General features: G+C 65.3%; 15 protein-coding genes. 6 read left to right on the forward strand and 9 right to left on the reverse strand.

Features of this window, described 5'->3' with window-relative positions:
- Positions 1-140: 140 nt before the first annotated feature.
- A complete protein-coding gene (gene pgeF / locus AC0ZJQ_RS16290; protein ID WP_237262565.1) occupies positions 141-878 on the reverse strand; it encodes a peptidoglycan editing factor PgeF in 738 nt (245 codons plus the stop codon).
- A complete protein-coding gene (rluD, locus tag AC0ZJQ_RS16295; RefSeq protein ID WP_237262566.1) occupies positions 875-1,849 on the reverse strand; it encodes a 23S rRNA pseudouridine(1911/1915/1917) synthase RluD in 975 nt (324 codons plus the stop codon). Before rluD ends, pgeF begins: the two co-directional genes overlap by 4 nt.
- Before the next feature lie 147 nt (positions 1,850-1,996).
- Between rluD and AC0ZJQ_RS16300 the strand changes: the two genes are divergently transcribed.
- The 4 genes from AC0ZJQ_RS16300 (at position 1,997) to AC0ZJQ_RS16315 (ending at position 6,344) form a co-directional block, all read left to right on the forward strand.
- Positions 1,997-2,986 (forward strand): outer membrane protein assembly factor BamD, encoded by a 990-nt coding sequence (locus tag AC0ZJQ_RS16300; protein ID WP_155550693.1) that lies wholly within the window; start codon positions 1,997-1,999, stop codon positions 2,984-2,986.
- An 86-nt stretch (positions 2,987-3,072) separates the two neighbouring features.
- The gene (locus AC0ZJQ_RS16305) at positions 3,073-3,300 is read left to right on the forward strand and encodes a PP0621 family protein (protein ID WP_155550694.1); all 228 of its coding nucleotides are present in this window, start codon (positions 3,073-3,075) and stop codon (positions 3,298-3,300) included.
- Complete coding sequence (locus tag AC0ZJQ_RS16310) at positions 3,290-4,882, forward strand: sensor histidine kinase (protein ID WP_314017970.1); 1,593 nt, start codon at positions 3,290-3,292, stop codon at positions 4,880-4,882. The genes AC0ZJQ_RS16305 and AC0ZJQ_RS16310 overlap by 11 nt, the downstream gene beginning before the upstream one ends.
- Before the next feature lie 121 nt (positions 4,883-5,003).
- On the forward strand, positions 5,004-6,344 hold the full coding sequence (locus AC0ZJQ_RS16315) for a sigma-54-dependent transcriptional regulator (RefSeq protein WP_237262568.1): 1,341 nt from the start codon (positions 5,004-5,006) through the stop codon (positions 6,342-6,344).
- Positions 6,345-6,401: 57 nt separating this feature from the next.
- Here the strand turns inward: AC0ZJQ_RS16315 and AC0ZJQ_RS16320 are convergent, their stop codons facing one another.
- Positions 6,402-7,460: a DUF2333 family protein gene (locus tag AC0ZJQ_RS16320; RefSeq protein WP_165593688.1), complete on the reverse strand. Its 1,059-nt coding sequence runs from the start codon at positions 7,458-7,460 to the stop codon at positions 6,402-6,404.
- Between the two features lie 218 nt (positions 7,461-7,678).
- On the opposite strand from AC0ZJQ_RS16320, the gene AC0ZJQ_RS16325 reads away from it, so the two are divergent.
- Positions 7,679-9,274, forward strand: a complete 1,596-nt coding sequence (locus tag AC0ZJQ_RS16325) for a response regulator (protein WP_102827811.1) — start codon at positions 7,679-7,681, stop codon at positions 9,272-9,274.
- Between the two features lie 114 nt (positions 9,275-9,388).
- Positions 9,389-11,353, forward strand: coding sequence for a methyl-accepting chemotaxis protein (locus tag AC0ZJQ_RS16330; protein ID WP_102828257.1), 1,965 nt, complete (start codon positions 9,389-9,391; stop codon positions 11,351-11,353).
- Positions 11,354-11,474: 121 nt separating this feature from the next.
- Here the strand turns inward: AC0ZJQ_RS16330 and AC0ZJQ_RS16335 are convergent, their stop codons facing one another.
- From AC0ZJQ_RS16335 to rpsR, 6 genes are all read right to left on the reverse strand, one after another.
- On the reverse strand, positions 11,475-13,760 hold the full coding sequence (locus AC0ZJQ_RS16335) for a YgiQ family radical SAM protein (protein ID WP_165593689.1): 2,286 nt from the start codon (positions 13,758-13,760) through the stop codon (positions 11,475-11,477).
- 115 nt (positions 13,761-13,875) lie between these two features.
- Entirely contained in the window at positions 13,876-14,955 is a 1,080-nt protein-coding gene (gene alr / locus AC0ZJQ_RS16340; protein ID WP_165593690.1) for an alanine racemase, read from the reverse strand.
- Between the two features lie 90 nt (positions 14,956-15,045).
- Positions 15,046-16,440, reverse strand: coding sequence for a replicative DNA helicase (gene dnaB, locus AC0ZJQ_RS16345; RefSeq protein WP_008569729.1), 1,395 nt, complete (start codon positions 16,438-16,440; stop codon positions 15,046-15,048).
- 105 nt (positions 16,441-16,545) lie between these two features.
- Positions 16,546-16,992 carry a 50S ribosomal protein L9 gene (gene rplI / locus AC0ZJQ_RS16350; protein ID WP_003288134.1) on the reverse strand — a complete coding sequence of 149 codons (447 nt, stop codon included), beginning with the start codon at positions 16,990-16,992 and terminating at the stop codon, positions 16,546-16,548.
- A gap of 21 nt (positions 16,993-17,013) precedes the next feature.
- Positions 17,014-17,907: a YybS family protein gene (locus tag AC0ZJQ_RS16355; RefSeq protein ID WP_008569728.1), complete on the reverse strand. Its 894-nt coding sequence runs from the start codon at positions 17,905-17,907 to the stop codon at positions 17,014-17,016.
- 38 nt (positions 17,908-17,945) lie between these two features.
- Entirely contained in the window at positions 17,946-18,176 is a 231-nt protein-coding gene (gene rpsR / locus AC0ZJQ_RS16360) for a 30S ribosomal protein S18 (RefSeq protein ID WP_003283112.1), read from the reverse strand.
- Positions 18,177-18,194 lie beyond the last annotated feature (18 nt).

The following is an 18,194-nucleotide window of genomic DNA, read 5'->3' on the forward strand; positions in this document are numbered from 1 at the left end:
GAGTCGCGCCATGACAAAAACCCGCGAGATGCAGAATAGATGAGGATGATTGTTGGCGATTCAAGCCAGACGGCATTGATGCATGTCATGCGGCAGGGAGAACCGGCGACAGGCCAGCGCGACCGGCCTCAGCGCGTCGCTCAGCCGTCGATCCACACCAGGCTGGCGAAGCGGCCGGTACACGCGGCCCGGCGGTACGAATAGAAGCGCGCGTCGCTGAACGTACACAGCCCGCCGCCATAAACGGCGTCGACGCCGACCGCAGCCAGTCGAGTGCGGGCCAGCTGGTACAGGTCGGCCCTGAAACGCCCGGCGTTGCGGCTTGGCGTAAACGCCTCGGCCGCATCTACATGCTGCGCCACGAATGCCTCGCGCACTTCCGGGCCGACCTCGAACGCCGCCGGGCCGATGGCCGGCCCGAGCCAGACCAGCAGCTCTTCAGCCGGCACCGCCAGCGCATCCAGTGTCGTCTCGAGTACGCCACCAGCCAGGCCTCGCCAGCCCGCATGCGCCGCCGCGACACGCGTACCGGCGCGATTGCAGAACAGCACCGGCAGGCAATCCGCAGTCAGCACTGCGCAGGCCTCACCCGGCACATCGCTCCAGCTGGCATCAGCCGTCGCGCAACTGCCGGCAACGGCCTTGATCACCGTACTCGAATGCACCTGGTTCAACCAGACCGGTCGACAACCAAGCAGACCCTGCAAATGCTGGCGATTCCAGGCGACCGCCGACGGATCGTCGCCAACGTGATCGCCGAGGTTGAAGCTGTCGAACGGCGGCACGCTCATACCGCCCGTGCGGGTGGTCACGCAGGCACGGACCGTCGCCGGGGCCGGCCAGTCCGGCAGCAGCCAGCCGTGCGGCCAGCCGCTCACCCGACGAACGCCTCGCGATCCTGCTGCAGCAGCGTCAACAGCCAGACGAAGTCATCCGGCAGCGGCGACTCCCACTTCATCCGCTCGCCGGTGGCCGGATGATCCAGCTCGAGGAAGCGCGCGTGCAGCGCCTGGCGCGGGAACTCGCGCAGGGTCTGCACCAGGGTCGGATTAGCCGCCGGCGGAATGCGGAAGCGTCCGGCATACAGCGGATCGCCCACCAGCGGATAGCCGATGTGAGTCATATGCACGCGAATCTGGTGGGTGCGCCCGGTTTCCAGCTTGACTCGCACATGGGTATGCGCACGGAAGCGCTCAAGCACGCGGAAATGACTGACCGCCGGTTTACCGCCCTCCACCACCGCCATGCGCTGGCGCTGCTGGCCGTGGCGACCGATCGGCGCATCGACGGTGCCGCCAGTGATGACCACACCGACCACGATCGCCTCATAGATGCGGCTGACGCTGCGCGCCTGCAACTGCTCGACCAGCCGCGTCTGCGCCTGCAACGTCTTGGCGACCACCATCAGGCCGGTGGTGTCCTTGTCCAGACGATGCACAATGCCGGCACGCGGCACGTTGATCAGGTCCGGCACGTGGTGCAGCAATGCATTGAGCAGCGTGCCGTCGGCATGCCCGGCGGCCGGATGCACAACCAGCCCGGCCGGTTTGTCGATGACCAGGATGTGCTCGTCCTCATAGACGATATCGAGCGGAATCTCCTGTGCCAGCCACTCGCCCTGCGCCTGCTGCTCGGCGTTCAGTTCGAGGATCGCGCCGGCGTGCACCGTATCGCGTGGGCGCAGCACGGCGCCGTCGACCGTCAGCAGGCCGTCCTTGATCCAGGCAGCCAGGCGCGAACGCGAATGCTCGGAAAACAACTGTGCCGCGACCTGGTCGAGACGTTGGCCGCCGAGGTCGAACGGCACCTCGGCACGCATATGAATAGCCTGTTTGGAAATCTCGGACATAGGGGCACTGCGGCGGGGGCGCAGGCTTTGGTTTCGCCTGCACGCTTGTGTTTAAATACGGCGTCTTTGTCCCGGCTGACCGGGGCGCTCATCATAACAGGACGGCTCCGTGCGAGACAGCCAGCCGTCACAGGGACGCAAGCCGCCATGCAAGTGAAACACCTGCTGCTGATCGCCATCCTCGCCCTTACCGCCGCCTGCTCCTCCACCGAGACCGTCGACGAAAACCTGGGTGAAGTCGAACTGTATCAGCAGGCCCAAGCCGACCTGGACAACAAGGCCTACACCAGCGCCATCAGCAAGCTCAAGGCCCTGGAATCGCGCTATCCGTTCGGCCGCTTCGCCGAGCAGGCCCAGCTGGAACTGATCTACGCCTACTACCGCAACCTCGAACCGGAAGCCGCACGCTCCTCGGCGGAACGCTTCATCCGCCTGCACCCGCAGCATCCGAACGTCGACTATGCCTACTACCTCAAGGGCCTGGCCTCGTTCGACCAGGATCGCGGCCTGCTCGCCCGTTTCCTGCCGCTGGACATGACCAAGCGCGACCCCGGTGCCGCCCGCGATTCGTTCAACGAATTCGCCCAACTCACCAGTCGCTACCCCAACAGCCGCTACGCCCCGGACGCCAAGGCGCGCATGATCTACCTGCGCAACCTGCTGGCGGCCAACGAGATCCACGTAGCGCACTACTACCTCAAGCGTCAGGCCTACGTCGCCGCGGCCAACCGCGGCCGCTACGTGGTGGAAAACTTCCAGGGCACGCCGGCAGTCGCCGACGGCCTGGCGGTGATGACCGAGGCCTATCAGCGCCTGGGCCTCGAGGAGCTGGCTGCGACCAGCCTGCAGACCCTCGAAACCAACTACCCAGACCACCAGACGCTGGAAGAAGGCACCTTCACCCCGCGCGAAACCGAAGCCGACACCCGCGGCTGGCTGAGCCAGGCCACCCTCGGCCTGATCGAAAGCGAAGCGCCGCGCCCGGACACCTCGCGCGCCAACCGGGACGTGATTCGTCAGTACGAAGCCGCCGCGCAGGACCTGCCGGAAGAACTGCGCCCCGTGCTCAAGGAAGCCGAACAACCAAGCGAAGAACGCTCCTGGTGGAGCTACATGACCTTCGGCCTGTTCGACTGACACCCGCGTCAATAACCGTCTGGCCCGGTGAGCCCCAACGCCGCCGGGCGTAATGCAATCTCGTTGCGTATGTCAGGAAGGGATAAATGGGCCTGCTTCGCCTGCTGTTCTGGATCGCTCTGATCGCGGCCGCCTTCTGGCTGTGGCGACGTATGACGCGCAAGCCCAAGCGCAACCCCGAGCCGAGCGCGCAGCCAATGGTGCGCTGCGCTCATTGCGGCGTACACCTGCCGCGCACGCAGGCGGTACAGGGCAAGGAACGCTGGTATTGCAGCCAGGCGCATCTGCAGGATGGCGAGGCTGGTGGGCACTGAGAACCTGGCCTTCCTGGGCGACCAGGGCCGGCGCATCCTGCGGCTATATCATCTTTATCGCCTGACCATCGGCCTGGCGCTGGTGCTGCTGATCAGCAGCGATCTGCACGACAGCCTGCTGCAGATGAGCAATCCGGCGCTATTCAGCAACGGCGCCTGGCTCTACCTGATCCTCAACATCATCGTGTCCGTGCTGGTGCAAAACCCGAAACGGGATCTGCCAGTGCTGGGCCTGGCGCTGATGGACGTGATTCTGCTGTCGGGGCTGTTCTACTTCGCCGGTGGAACCCCCAGCGGTATTGGCAATCTGCTGATCGTCGCCGTGGCCATCGCCAACATTCTGCTGCGCGGACGGGTCGGCTTCTTCGTCGCCGCGGTCGCGGCAATCGGCCTGATCTATCTGACCTTCTATCTCAGCCTGAGCAAACCGGAAGCCGCGCGCCAGTTCGTCCAGGCCGCAGCGCTGGGCACCCTGTGCTTTGCCGCCGCGCTGCTGGTGCAGGGCCTGACCCGCCGCCTGCAGGCCAGCGAACACCTGGCGCGTCAGCGGGCCGAGGATGTCGCCAACCTGGAAGCATTGAACGCGCTGATTCTGCAACGCATGCGCACCGGCATTCTGGTACTCGATCCGCAACGACAGGTGCTGCTGGCCAATCAGGGCGCGCAACAGCTGCTCGAGCAACCGGAGACCGGCGGAATGCCGCTCGCCGAATACTGCCCGGACCTGCTGAATCGCCTGCAGCAATGGCAAAACAACCCGACCCTGCGCCCGGAGCCGCTGAAGATCGGCCAGAGCGGCCCGATCGTGCAGCCGAGTTTCGCCTCGCTGCAGCACGGCGAGAAACGCAACACGCTGGTGTTTCTCGAGGACAGCTCGCACATCGCGCAGAAGGCCCAGCAGCTCAAGCTCGCCTCGCTCGGCCGACTGACCGCCAGCATCGCCCACGAAATCCGCAACCCGCTTGGTGCCATCAGCCACGCGGCACAGCTGCTGCACGAATCCGAATCCTTGGATGCTGCGGACCGGCGTCTGGCGCAGATCATCCAGGATCATTCGCGACGCATGAACCTGGTCATCGAGAACGTCCTGCAGCTCTCGCGCCGACGCCAGGCCGAACCGCAGCTACTGGATCTCAAGTACTGGCTGCACCGCTTCGTCAGCGAGCTGCGCAACACCCTGGCACCGCAGCAGAGCGTGCACCTGGAAGTCATCGGCAGCTCCCTGCAGACACGCATGGACCCCAACCAGCTCACCCAGGTGCTGACCAACCTCGTGCAGAACGGCCTGCGCTACAGCGGCTTGCGCCATGCCCGCGCCCAGGTATGGTTGCGCCTTTATCGCGACCCCGCCAGCGACCTGCCGGTGGTTGAAGTCCTCGACGATGGCGACGGAGTGGCCGCCGAGCAACTGCAGAACATTTTCGAACCCTTCTTCACCACCGAGAGCAAGGGTACCGGGCTGGGCCTGTATATTTCTCGCGAGCTGTGCGAAAGCAACCAGGCACGCCTGGATTACCGCGAGCGCCCGGAGGGTGGCAGCTGCTTTCATATCGTCTTTGCGCATGCGAGCAAGACCGGCTGAACGCGCCGATCACGGGCGCACCCGATCACACAACGACCAACCCGGTATCCGCCAGGCCGAGCTAGGGCGTTAACATGCCCCACCGCCGCCATCGGCGAACCGAACCAACGTAGCAGGACCCATGAGCGCCCGCCAGAAAGCACTGATCATCGATGACGAGCCCGACATTCGCGAACTCCTGGAAATCACCCTGGGGCGCATGAAGCTCGACACCCGCAGCGCCCGCAACCTCAAGGAGGCCCGCGAGTGGCTGGCACGCGAGCACTATGACCTGTGCCTGACCGACATGCGCCTGCCCGACGGCAGCGGACTGGAGCTGGTGCAGCTCATTCAGCAACAGCATCCGCAACTGCCGGTCGCGATGATCACCGCCTACGGCAGCCTGGATACCGCGATCAGCGCACTCAAGGCCGGCGCTTTCGACTTCCTCACCAAGCCCGTCGACCTCAACCGTCTGCGCGAGCTGGTCAGCACCGCACTGCGCGTACGCAGCACCACCACCGAAGCGGCACCGGTGGACAGCCGCCTGCTCGGCAGTTCGCCGCCGATGAAGGTGCTGCGCAAGCAGATCGACAAGCTCGCCCGCAGCCAGGCGCCGGTCTACATCAGCGGCGAATCCGGCAGCGGCAAGGAGCTGGTGGCGCGGCTGATTCACGAACAGGGTCCGCGCAGCGAGCGGCCGTTCGTACCGGTCAACTGCGGAGCGATTCCGTCGGAGCTGATGGAGAGCGAATTCTTCGGCCACAAGAAAGGCAGCTTCAGCGGCGCCATCGAAGACAAGCCGGGGCTGTTCCAGGTAGCCAATGGCGGCACCCTGTTCCTCGACGAAGTAGCCGACCTGCCGCTGCCGATGCAGGTCAAGCTGCTGCGTGCCATCCAGGAAAAGGCCGTGCGCGCGGTTGGCGGCACTCAGGAAGTGCTGGTCGATGTGCGCATCCTCTGCGCCACCCACAAGGATCTCGCCAGCGAAGTCGCCGCCGGGCGCTTCCGCCAGGACCTGTATTACCGCCTCAACGTCATCGAACTACGCGTGCCGCCGTTGCGCGAGCGTCGCGAAGACATCGCCCTGCTGGCCGATGCGATGCTGCGCCGCCTGGCGCAGGAATGCGGCGACAGCCCGGCGCACCTGCATCCCGACGCCCTGGCGAAACTGCTGGCCTACCGCTTTCCGGGCAACGTGCGCGAACTGGAGAACATGCTCGAACGCGCCTACACCCTGTGCGACGGCGACGAGATCAAGGCCGCGGACCTGCGTCTGGCCGACAGCCCCGGGCCGGGAGAAAGCGGAGAAGTCAGCCTGGCGCAGATCGACAGCCTGGAAGACCACCTGGAGGAGATCGAGCGCAAGCTGATCATGCAGGCGCTCGAGGAAACCCGCTGGAACCGCACCGCCGCGGCACAGCGCCTGGGCCTGACCTTCCGCTCGATGCGTTATCGACTGAAGAAGCTCGGCCTGGATTGAGCCAGCAGCAGGTCGCGCATCGCGCCTGTCGTCCGGCGCGATGCTGCCTGCCAGTCCTTACCCCTGCGAAAGCAGGTTGCGCAGATCGATGATCGCCGCGTTGGCACGCGAGATGTAGTTGGCCATCACCAGCGAGTGGTTGGCGAGCATCCCGTAGCCGCTGCCATTGAGCACCATCGGACTCCACAGCGGTTCCTGCACCGCCTCCAGTTCACGAATGATCTGCCGGACGCTGACAGTGGCGTTTTTCTTCGCCAGTACGTCGGCGAAATCCACCTCGATCGCCCGTAGCAGGTGCGACAGCGCCCAGGCCTGACCACGCGCCTCGTAGAACACGTTGTCGATCTGCAGCCAGGGCGTCTCGACCACCTGCTCGCGAACCTCGGGCACGACGCCGGCGCGCTCCTGCTCGGGCGCCAGGTTGGTATCCAGACGCACACGACCAACGCTTGCGGACAGACGCTGCGACAGCGAGCCGAGTCGTGTCGCGACGTCACCCAGCCAGTTGTTCAGATTGTCGGCGCGGGTATAGAACAGCGCTTTCGGCGCCGGATCGCTCAGACGCGCCAGATAACGATCCAGCGCGCGGATGCCGTTGCGGTATTCCGACTCGGACGCCGGCAACGCCCAGCTGCGATTGTCGAAATTGAACAGCGGCTCGCTCTTCGACAGATCGGGGTCTTCGGTCGACTGCGACTGCGAGCGGGTGAAGTCCTTGCGCAGCGCGCGGCTCAGGTCGCGCACCTGTACCAGCACCCCGTATTCCCAGCTCGGCATGTTGTCCAGCCAGAGTCCCGGCGGCGCGATGTCGTTGCTCAGGTAGCCACCCGGCTTGTCCAGCAAGATGCTGGCCACATGCTTGAGGGTTTCGACGGTGGTGTAGCCGTTGACCAGCTGGCGTTGCGAGCTCGCTGCCGCCTCGCGTGCGTGCTGCGGAACCGGGAACAGTGCGGGTTCGCGACTCCAGTACCAGCCCACGATCAGCGCCGCCAGCAGAAGCAGCCCGACCACCACGGCAAGCGCCGACCACAGCGGGTTGCCCGCGCGCGAAACGGTTGCCGTCGAGCCGCCGCTCGAGCGGCCGAAACGGGCAAAGCGGTTCTTCCAGTCCAGCATGGGCAAAATGTCCTTCTCTCGGATTCAGAGGTTCTGACCGCCTGAGGCGGGCCACGTTGCGGTAAGGTTGCTCACTATAACGCAGCTCCCCGGCATCCTCTGCCGCAATTTGCGAACCACTACCGCCTGCGGCAGCCGCCAGGCCTGCATGCCAGTGATAGCATGGCGCCACCACAAAAAGGCGCTGACCCCGGATGGCCAGCGCAACGGAAAGGCTCATGGCGGACCAGGAAGAACTCAAGCAACACTTTGCCCAGCGCGTGATCCATCAGGCTCGCGAAGTGCTCGACGTCTGGCAGCAATTGCAGCGCGGCGAATGGAGCGAGCGTCACCACAGCGCGCTTGACGATGCCACGCAACGCCTGCGCCGCTTCGCCGAGCGTTTCGAGCAGCCCGAGCACAGCGCCCTGGCGATCGGCATCGAGGATTGCCTGGGCGATATCCGCGACAACCGCGGCCGGCTGTCCAGCGAGACCATCGCGACGCTCAGCCAACTGATCTACCGCCTGGCACGCACCGGACTGCGCCACAACGACCCGCTGACGCAGCCTTTCCTGCCGCCGCTGAGCAAACCGGTCTACCTGGCACTGCAGAATGACCAGCGAGCGGACTACCTGATGCGTCAGCTGGAGTTCTTCAGCATGTCGGCCCAGGCTTTCGACAGCGAGATGGCGTTTCGCGCCGCCATGCACCAGCGCCATCCCGCGGCGATCGTCATGGACGTCGACTTCACCGGCCCCGGCGCCGGACTGCGACTGGCCGAGCAGGTCCAGCAGGGGCTGGAAGACAAGCTGCCGATCCTGTTCTTCAGCCACAGTGAAACCGATACCCCGACACGCCTGGCGGCCGTGCGCGCCGGCGGCCTGGAGTTCTTCACCGGTACGCTGGACGCCTCGACCCTGCTGGAGAAGATCGAAATCTTCACCCGCACCGCGCACAGCGAACCGATCCGCGTACTGATCGTCGACGACTCCCGCGCCCAGGCCACGCACACCGAACGGGTGCTGAACAACGCCGGCATCATCACGCGCATGCTGATCGAGCCGATCCAGGCCATCGGCGCGCTGGCGGAGTTTCAGCCGGACCTGATCATCCTCGACATGTACATGCCCGACTGCATGGGCACCGAACTGGCCAAGGTGATTCGCCAGCACGAACGCTACGTCAGTGTGCCGATCATCTACCTGTCGGCCGAGGACGATCTGGACAAGCAGCTCGACGCGATGGGCGAAGGCGGCGACGACTTCCTCACCAAACCGATCAAGCCGAGCCATCTGATCGCCACCGTGCGCACCCGCGCCGCACGTGCCCGCAGCCTCAAGGCACGCATCGTGCGCGACAGCCTCACCGGCCTGTACAACCACACCCATAGCCTGCAACTGCTGGAAGACGCGCGCTTTCAGGCCCGCCGTGACAATCGCCCGTTGAGCTTCGCCATGCTCGACATCGACCACTTCAAGCGGGTCAACGACACCTACGGCCACCCGATGGGCGACCGGGTGATCCGCAGCCTGGCGCTGTTTCTCAAGCAGCGCCTGCGCAAGACCGACCACATCGGGCGCTATGGCGGCGAGGAATTCGCCGTGGTGTTGCCGGATACGCCGGTGGAAGCGGCGTGCAAGGTGCTCAACGACATTCGCCAGCGCTTCGCCGAGCTGCGCTTTCCCGCGCAGCCGCAAGACCTGAGCTGCACCTTCAGCTGCGGCATCAGCGAGCTGAGCGCCGACACCGACGTCAAGACACTCACCCAGCAGGCGGACGAGGCGCTGTACCGCGCCAAACGCAGCGGCCGCAACCGGGTCGAGCGGTTCTAGTCGATCGGCCGCGCCTAGCGGCTCACAAAAACGTGAGCCGGGCGCGGCTGTCACGCGAATGACATCAAATCGCCATATCTTGCTAGCCTCCCTGGCCTGCTCGAAGAGGCGATGATGCGCCTGAAGTCGCTCACCACGCTCAACACCCTCCTGCTCATCGCGGTTTGCCTGGCCCTCGGCGCCACGCTCTGGTGGTCGGAGCGGGCGATGGAGCGCCCCTATCAGCTGATGGCGCACTACCTGGGATTGTCCCAGCAGTTCCAGCACCAGGCCGCGGAGAACATCGGCGCCTACCTGGTCAGCGGCGACGCAGTGCGCCACAGCCAGGCGCAGAAAGCGCTCGAAACCCTGCAGCAGGACATCGCCGGACTACCGGCCGGATTCGCCGAACGGCTGCAGCCCAGCCTGGACGAGCTGAGCCGTTTCACCGCCAGCGATTTGCTCGCCGCCGGCAAGCTGGCGGGCGATCCACAGGGCTTGCTGCTGCAAGCCGAGCGCGAGATGGCCGGTGCACTGTCGCAGCTCGATCAGTACCGCAGCGCAGCCAATCATCCGAACGCAGCGGACTATCAGCCGCCGCTGTTTGCCGCCAGCCAGCAACTGCTGCGCCTCAGCCACGCCCGCGGCAAGCTGGTCGCCAGCGGCCGCGACGAACTGGCCGGCGAGGTCGAACAGGCACTGCAGGGCTTGCGGCAGGAGGTCAGCCGCCTCGACGCGCTGCCGCTGCTAGGTGTCGCCGCCGAACAGAAATCCGCCGCCAGCAGCTTCGCCGCGCTGCTCGAACTCGACGATTCGGCGAACCAGCAGCAGGCCGAAGACCGCGGCATTGCGCTCAAGCGCGAACTGGCCAGCCTGATCAAACGCTACCCGGCCGAGTTGCAGCGCACCCGCGAACTGATCCGCCAGCGCAGCGAACTGCACGACAGCAGCATGCGCAAAGTCGCCGCCGTGCAACAGGCACTGGCCGAACTGGAGCCGGCAGTGCGCGCCGAACATGGGCGCATCCAGAGCGAGGTACGGCTGATCCAGGGCGCGATCATTGTGCTGATCCTGCTCATCGCCCTGGCGGTCGACCGCCTGCAGCGCCAGCTCACCCGTACCCTCGGGCAGCTGGTGCCGGCCCTGTCGGCATGGGCTGAAGGCGACTTCAGCCGGGACGCGCGGATCGACTCGAAGATTCGCGAGATCATCGATATCGAAACCTCGCTCAACCGTCTGCGCAGCTACCTGCTGCAGCTGGTCGGCACCCTACGCCAGCAGGCCGAGCAGGTCGCTGCCAGCAGCCGCGATCTGGACGAAATGAGCAGCGACCTGCACGACGGAGCGCAACGCCAGACCGGCGACACGGCACAGATTCGCGATTCGCTCGGCGAGCTGGAGGCCACCATCCAGCAGGTGGCCGACGGCGCCGGCGAAGCGGCCGACGCCAGCCGCGCCGCGGCGCATGCCGTGCAGCAAGGTCAGCAGGTGATCGGCCAGAGCCTGACCGGGCTGCATGATCTGGTCAGCGAGGTGCAGGGCAATGCGGTGGCCATCGAACGCCTGGCCGCCGAAACCACCACCATCGGCAACGTGCTGACGGTGATTCGCTCCATCGCCGAGCAGACCAACCTGCTGGCGCTCAATGCTGCCATCGAAGCGGCCCGCGCCGGCGAGCACGGTCGCGGCTTCGCCGTGGTCGCCGACGAGGTGCGTTCACTGGCGCAGCGCACCAGCGGCGCCACCGCGGAAATCCAGCAACTGATTGGCGATCTGCAGCAGGCCGCCACCCAATCGGTCGAAGCCATGCGCAGCCAGGTCGCCCACGCCGAAGGCACCGCCAGTCTGGCGCAGAGCGCCGATCAGGCGCTGGGCGAAATCGTCGCCACCATCGCCACCATCAGCCGCATGGCCGAGCAGATCGCCCAGGCCACCGCGCAGCAGGGCGAGGCGGTCAGCGAGATTCGCGGGCATAGCGAGCGCATCCATCAGCTCGGCGATGCCAACCTGACGCACATCAGCCGCGGCCGCGAACAGAGCGCGCAGATGCTGCGCCTGGGCGGCGAACTGGATCAGGCGACCCAGGCGTTCAGGTTCTAGGTTCGACGGGGGCGCGCCGCTGCGCAGCGGCCTTCATGCCGGCGCGGCCGCGCGCCCGGGGAATCGGCTGACGGCATGCGTGCCGGCGCAAGGCGGCACGCATGCCGTCAGCGATGCGCGATCAGCGCGGCGCCACCGGCCGTTGCGGCTTGCGCCCCTTGCCGGCCGGCTTGCCGCTGCCATTGGCCGCCTTGCGCCGCGCCTCGGCGGCGGCCTTGGCCTGCTCGCGCTTGTCCCAGGCGTTGCCGTCGTGGCTACGCGGCGGCAGACCGGTGTGCTGGGTCAGAATCTTGCCGCCCTGCCCGGCCTTCTTGCTGCCCGCTGGCGTCGAGTTCTTGCGTCGCGCGCTCTGGTAGCCGCCTTCGCTGGCCGGCTGGTGCGCCGGGATCAGCTGATGCTTGCCCGAGCCGATCAGGTCGGCGCGGCCCATGCGGATCAGCGCTTCACGCAGCAGCGGCCAGCCCTTGGGATCGTGGTAGCGCAGGAACGCCTTGTGCAAACGGCGTTGCTCCTCGCTCTTGACGATGGTAACGCCCTCGCTCTTGTAGGTCACCTTGCGCAGCGGGTTCTTGCCGGTGTGATACATGGCGGTCGCCGAGGCCATCGGCGACGGATAGAACGCCTGCACCTGGTCGGCGCGGAAGCCGTTGGCCTTAAGCCACAGGGCGAGGTTCATCATATCCTCGTCGGTGGTTCCTGGATGCGCGGCGATGAAGTACGGGATCAGGTACTGCTCCTTGCCCGCCTCCTTGGAGAACTTGTCGAACATCCGCTTGAACTTGTCGTAGGTCCCGATACCCGGCTTCATCATCTTGTCCAGCGGGCCGCGCTCGGTGTGCTCCGGCGCGATCTTCAGGTAGCCGCCGACGTGATGGGTGACCAGTTCCTTGACGTATTCGGGCGACTCCACCGCCAGGTCGTAGCGCAGACCGGAGGCGATCAGGATCTTCTTCACGCCCGGCAGCGCGCGCGCCTTGCGGTACAGCTCGATGAGCGAGCTGTGATCGGTGTTGAGGTTCTCGCAGATACCGGGGAACACGCAGGACGGCTTGCGGCAGTGCTTTTCGATGTCGTGGCTCTTGCAGGCCAGGCGGTACATGTTGGCGGTCGGCCCGCCGAGGTCGGACACCACGCCGGTGAAACCGCGCACCTTCTTCATTTCCTCGATCTCGTGGAGGATCGATTCGTGCGAGCGACTCTGGATGATGCGCCCCTCGTGCTCGGTGATCGAGCAGAAGGTACAGCCGCCGAAGCAGCCGCGCATGATGTTCACCGAGAAGCGGATCATCTCGTACGCCGGAATCTTCGCTCCGCCGTACACCGGGTGCGGTACGCGCTGGAAAGGCGCGGCGAACACGTAGTCCATCTCCTCGGTGGTCAGCGGAATCGGCGGCGGGTTGAGCCACAGCTCGCGCTCGTCGTGGCGCTGCACCAGCGCGCGGGCGTTGCCGGGGTTGGTCTCCAGGTGCAGCACGCGGTTGGCGTGGGCGTACAGTGCCGGGTCGTTGCGCACCTTCTCGAAGGACGGCAGACGGATCACCGTGCGCTCGCGTGTGAGCTTGGGATGCGGCAACAGCTCGACCGGCTTGGCTTCCTCGGGATCGTCCTGCGGCTCCTTCTGCTGTTCGATCGAACAGGCGGACAAGTCCTGCGTGTTGACGTAGGGATTGATGATCTGATCAATCTTGCCGGGGCGATCGATGCGGGTGGAATCGATCTCGAACCAGCCTTCCGGCGTGTCCTTGCGGATGAACGCAGTGCCGCGCACGTCGGTGATGCTCTCGATCGACTCGCCACGGGCCAGCCGTTGCGCCACTTCGACGATGGCGCGCTCGGCGTTGCCGTAGAGCAGGATGTCGGCAGTGGCGTCCATCAGGATCGAGCGGCGCACCTTGTCCGACCAGTAGTCGTAGTGCGCGATGCGTCGCAGCGAGGCCTCGATGCCGCCGAGCACCACCGGCACATGCTTGTAGGCCTCCTTGCAGCGCTGGCTGTACACCAGGCTGGCGCGGTCCGGCCGCTTGCCGGCCAGCGCGCCGGCGGTATAGGCATCATCCGAACGCACCTTGCGGTCGGCGGTGTAGCGATTGATCATCGAGTCCATGTTGCCGGCGGCTATGCCGAAGAACAGGTTCGGCTCGCCAAGCTTCATGAAGTCGTCTTTGCTGTGCCAGTCGGGCTGGCTGATGATGCCGACGCGAAAGCCCTGCGCTTCGAGCAGGCGGCCGATGATCGCCATACCGAACGACGGATGGTCGACGTAGGCATCGCCGGTGACGATGATCACGTCGCACGAATCCCAGCCGAGCTGATCCATCTCCTCCCTGCTCATCGGCAGGAACGGCGCCGGACCGAAACACTCGGCCCAGTACTTGGGATAGTCGAACAGCGGCTTGGCGGCAGGCATGGCGGGAAACCGGGCTACGAAAACGGGCGCGGAATATAGCACAAAAAATGATCAGGAAGGCCGAGTGTGCAGCTCGGCCTTTGCCTGGCGGACGAAGGGAATTCTGTCCCGACGGTCAGCCGCCGATGTAACGGCGCGGCACGCGACCGGTGACCTTGGTCAGCAACTCGTAGCCGATGGTGCCGCAGGCTGTCGCCAGTTCATCGATCGGCACCTGTGCGCCCCATAGCTCCACCGCGTCGCCGAGCTGCGCTTGCGGCAGGTCGGTCAGATCGACTGCGAGCATGTCCATCGATACGCGCCCGGCCAGCGGGACGCGCTGTCCGCGGATCACCACCGAGGTACCGGACGGCGCGCTGCGTGGATAACCATCGGCATAGCCGCAGCTGACGGTACCGATGCGCGACGGGCGCTGCGCCACCCAGCTGGCACCATAGCCGACGCTGTCACCGACCGGCACGTCGCGAATCGCAATCAGCGCGCCGGTCAGCGTCATCACCGGTTTGAGGCCGAGTTCCTGCGCGCTCAGCGTGGCGAACGGCGTGGCACCGTAGAGCATGATGCCGGGACGGATCCAGGCCATGTGCGCCTGCGGCAGCGTCAGTACCGCGGCGGAGTTGGCCAGCGAGCAGTTGTCGAACGCCAGCTCCAGCAGCTGGCCGTAGAACTCGAGCTGACTCTCGTTCAGCGAATGGCCACGCTCGTCGGCGCAGGCGAAATGGCTGATCAGGTTCAGTTCGCCCACCTGCGCCGCACCCTTCAGTCGGGCATGGCAATCTCGCAGGCCATCGACCGTGAAACCGAGCCGGTGCATGCCCGAGTCGAGCTTCATCCAGACGTTCAGCGGCCTCTCCAGCTCCGCATCCAGCAACCAGTCGGTCTGACGTAGATCCTGCACGGCTACATCCAGGCTCAGCTCGGCGGCACGTCGGTATTCGCAAGGCTCGAAACAGCCTTCGAGCAGCAGGATGCGGGCATCCGGGGCGCTGGCGCGCACCACCTCTGCCTCCTCCAGGCAGGCCACGGCGAAACCGTCGGCCACATCGCGCAGCGCCGTCACCACTTCGTGCGCACCATGTCCGTAGGCATTGGCCTTGACCACAGCGAAAGCCTTGCGCTGCGGCGCGCATTGCCTGGCGAGCAGATAGTTGTGGCGAAGCGCAGTCAGATCGACCGTGGCAACCAGCGGACGCATGGGATTTTCCTGTCGGCGAAGGTGAGGCGCAAATCTTAGGCCGATCCGCCGGACGCGGGAAGCGCGCGGACTGCCGCTCGCGCGCTGCGCTTACTCGTCGTCGAACTGATAGCTGCCCGGCGCGAGGTTCTCGAAGCGCGAATACTTGCCGAGGAAGGCCAGGCGGGTGGTGCCGATCGGACCGTTCCGCTGCTTACCGATGATGATTTCGGCGACGCCCTTGTATTCAGTTTCCGGGTGATACACCTCGTCCCGGTAGACGAACATGATGATGTCGGCGTCCTGCTCGATGGCGCCCGATTCGCGCAGGTCGGAGTTCACCGGGCGCTTGTTGGGCCGCTGTTCCAGCGAACGGTTGAGCTGCGACAGCGCGATGACTGGGCAGTTGAATTCCTTCGCCAGGCCTTTGAGCGAGCGGGAAATCTCGGAAATCTCGTTGACCCGGTTGTCGCCGCTGGAACCCGGTATCTGCATCAGCTGCAGGTAGTCGACCATGATCATGGCGATCTCGCCATGCTCACGGGCCAGCCGCCGGGTGCGCGCGCGCATCTCCGAGGGACTGATACCGGCGGTATCGTCGATGAACAGCTTGCGGTCATTGAGCAGGTTCACCGCCGAGGTCAGCCGCGGCCAGTCGTCATCGTCCAGCTTGCCCGCGCGGACCTTGGTCTGGTCGATGCGCCCCAGCGAGGCGAGCATACGAATCACGATGGAGTCGGCGGGCATCTCCAGGGAAAACACCAGCACGGCCTTGTCGGTACGCAGCACGGCGTTTTCCACCAGGTTCATCGCGAAGGTGGTCTTACCCATCGACGGACGACCGGCAACGATGATCAGGTCGGCGGGCTGCAGACCACTGGTGGCTTCGTCCAGATCGGTGAAGCCGGTGGACAGGCCGGTGATCGCCTCGCCGGCATTGAACAGCGTATCGATGCGGTCGATGGCCTTGACCAGGATGTCGTTGATGCCCACCGGGCCGCCGGTTTTCGGCCGTGCCTCGGCGATCTGGAAGATCAGCCGCTCGGCTTCATCGAGAATTTCCTCCCCGGTTCGCCCTTGCGGTGCGTAGGCACTATCGGCGATCTCGTTGCTGATACCGATCAGCTGCCGCAGCGTGGCCCGCTCACGGATGATCTGCGCATAGGCCTTGATGTTCGCCACCGACGGCGTGTTCTTCGCCAGCTCGCCAAGGTAGGCCAGACCACCGACCTGCGGCAGCTGCCCTTCCTTGTCCAGCTGCTCGGACAGCGTCACCACGTCGAACGGCGAGTTGCGCTCGGCCAGCTTGTAGATGGCGCGGAAGATCAAGCGATGATCGTGGCGATAGAAATCGCCATCGGAGACCTGGTCGAGCACGCGCTCCCAGGCGTTGTTGTCCAGCATCAGACCGCCCAGCACGGCCTGCTCGGCCTCGATGGAGTGCGGCGGCACCTTGAGCGCGGCGGTTTCCAGATCGTACTGCTGGGGCACACTGATGTCGTTCATGATTCTTTCGCGATTCGAAACAGCAGAAAAACAAAGGGCACGTCCCGCTCGCGCGGAAACGTGCCCGATGTTACGCGTCAGGCACCGGAGGTGCCAGACGACACCTTAGGCGGCGACGACGATCAGCTTGACAGTCGCTTCGACGTCGGTGTGCAGGTGCACGGCCACGTCGTATTCGCCGGTCTGGCGGATGGTGCCGTTCGGCAGACGAACTTCGCTCTTGGCCACTTCAACGCCGGAGGCGGTCAGGGCATCGGCGATGTCGTGGGTACCGATGGAGCCGAACAGCTTGCCTTCATCGCCCGCGGTTGCGGTGATGGTGACTTCCAGTTCAGCCAGCTGCGCAGCGCGAGCTTCGGCCGAAGCCTTCTTCTCGGCAGCAGCCTTTTCCAGCTCGGCGCGGCGTGCTTCGAACGCTGCGATGTTGGCAGCGGTCGCGGCAGTGGCCTTGCCTTGCGGCAGCAGGTAGTTACGGCCGTAACCGGATTTGACGTTTACCTTGTCGCCCAGGTTACCCAGGTTGGCGATCTTTTCCAGCAGGATGACTTCCATTTGAGTCTTACCTCTTAACTTTTAACCTTCACCGTTCGCAGGTCCCGCGCCGTTCTTGCCGGCCGCGCGACCACGAAAATCAAACAGACTGTCGACGATGGCCAACACGGCCAACAACGGATAGATCAACTGCATGAACAGCACCAGCGTGACGTACAGCCCCACCAGCCAGAACCGCGGCAGACGCCCCTGCGCCACCAGGCCGTGCATCAGCGCAACCCCGGCGAACACCAGCGGCACGCTGCACAGCGGCGTCAGCACCGCAAACTGCGCACCGAGGCTCGGGCCGAGCAACATGCCCACCAGCAGCACGATTGCCACCACCGGCGGAAAACGCAGCGCTCGAAACTCGCTCCCGAATCCGCCAGGGTTGTACAGCGCCGCCTGCCAATAACGCGCCAGCATCAGGCTGAGCAGCGTGACGATCTGCAGCAGCGCCGCCAGCAGGCCGGTCAGCACCGGAGCCAGCAACGCGCCCAGACGCGCGCGCTCCTCGTCGGAAAACTGCTCGTAGGCGCCCGACAACGTCTCGGGCAGTACCTTCTGCAGCTCCCCGGCCAGCGCAGCGATGGGCTCGCCGAATACCGCACCGAGTCCCCAGACATACAGCAGTCCGAGGCCCACGCTGCACAGCATCACCCGCGCCCAGGACGCCTGGTTGCGCAACAACAGCGCCAGTCCCAGCGAGCCGAGCAGCACCAGCAGCGTGCGCGGATCACCGAAGTACCACCACGCCAGCGCCGGCACAACCGCCCAGACCAGTACGCTCAGCGCGTCGTTCAGCCCTCTGCGCAGCAGCACCAGGCTGCCAGCGGCAGCACTGAGCCAGAACAGCATCGGCAGCGCGGCGGCAACGCCAACCACCAAGATGGCCTGCATACGGCCACGCATGATGAATTCGGCCAGCGCACGCATACGGTCTATCTATCCATTACTTTCGTCGACCAGCCCGATCAACGGCCGTGGCTGTCGGTGTAGGGCAGCAGGGCCAGGTAGCGGGCGCGCTTGATAGCGGTGGCCAGCTGACGCTGATAGCGGGCTTTGGTTCCGGTGATGCGGCTAGGAACGATCTTGCCGGTCTCGGAGATGTAGGCCTTCAGGGTGTTGAGATCCTTGTAATCGATCTCTTTCACGCCTTCGGCGGTGAAACGGCAGAACTTACGACGACGGAAAAAACGTGCCATGAAATAGGCTCCTCAATA

The sequence above is a fragment of the Stutzerimonas sp. 21-1 genome (assembly GCF_056336065.1).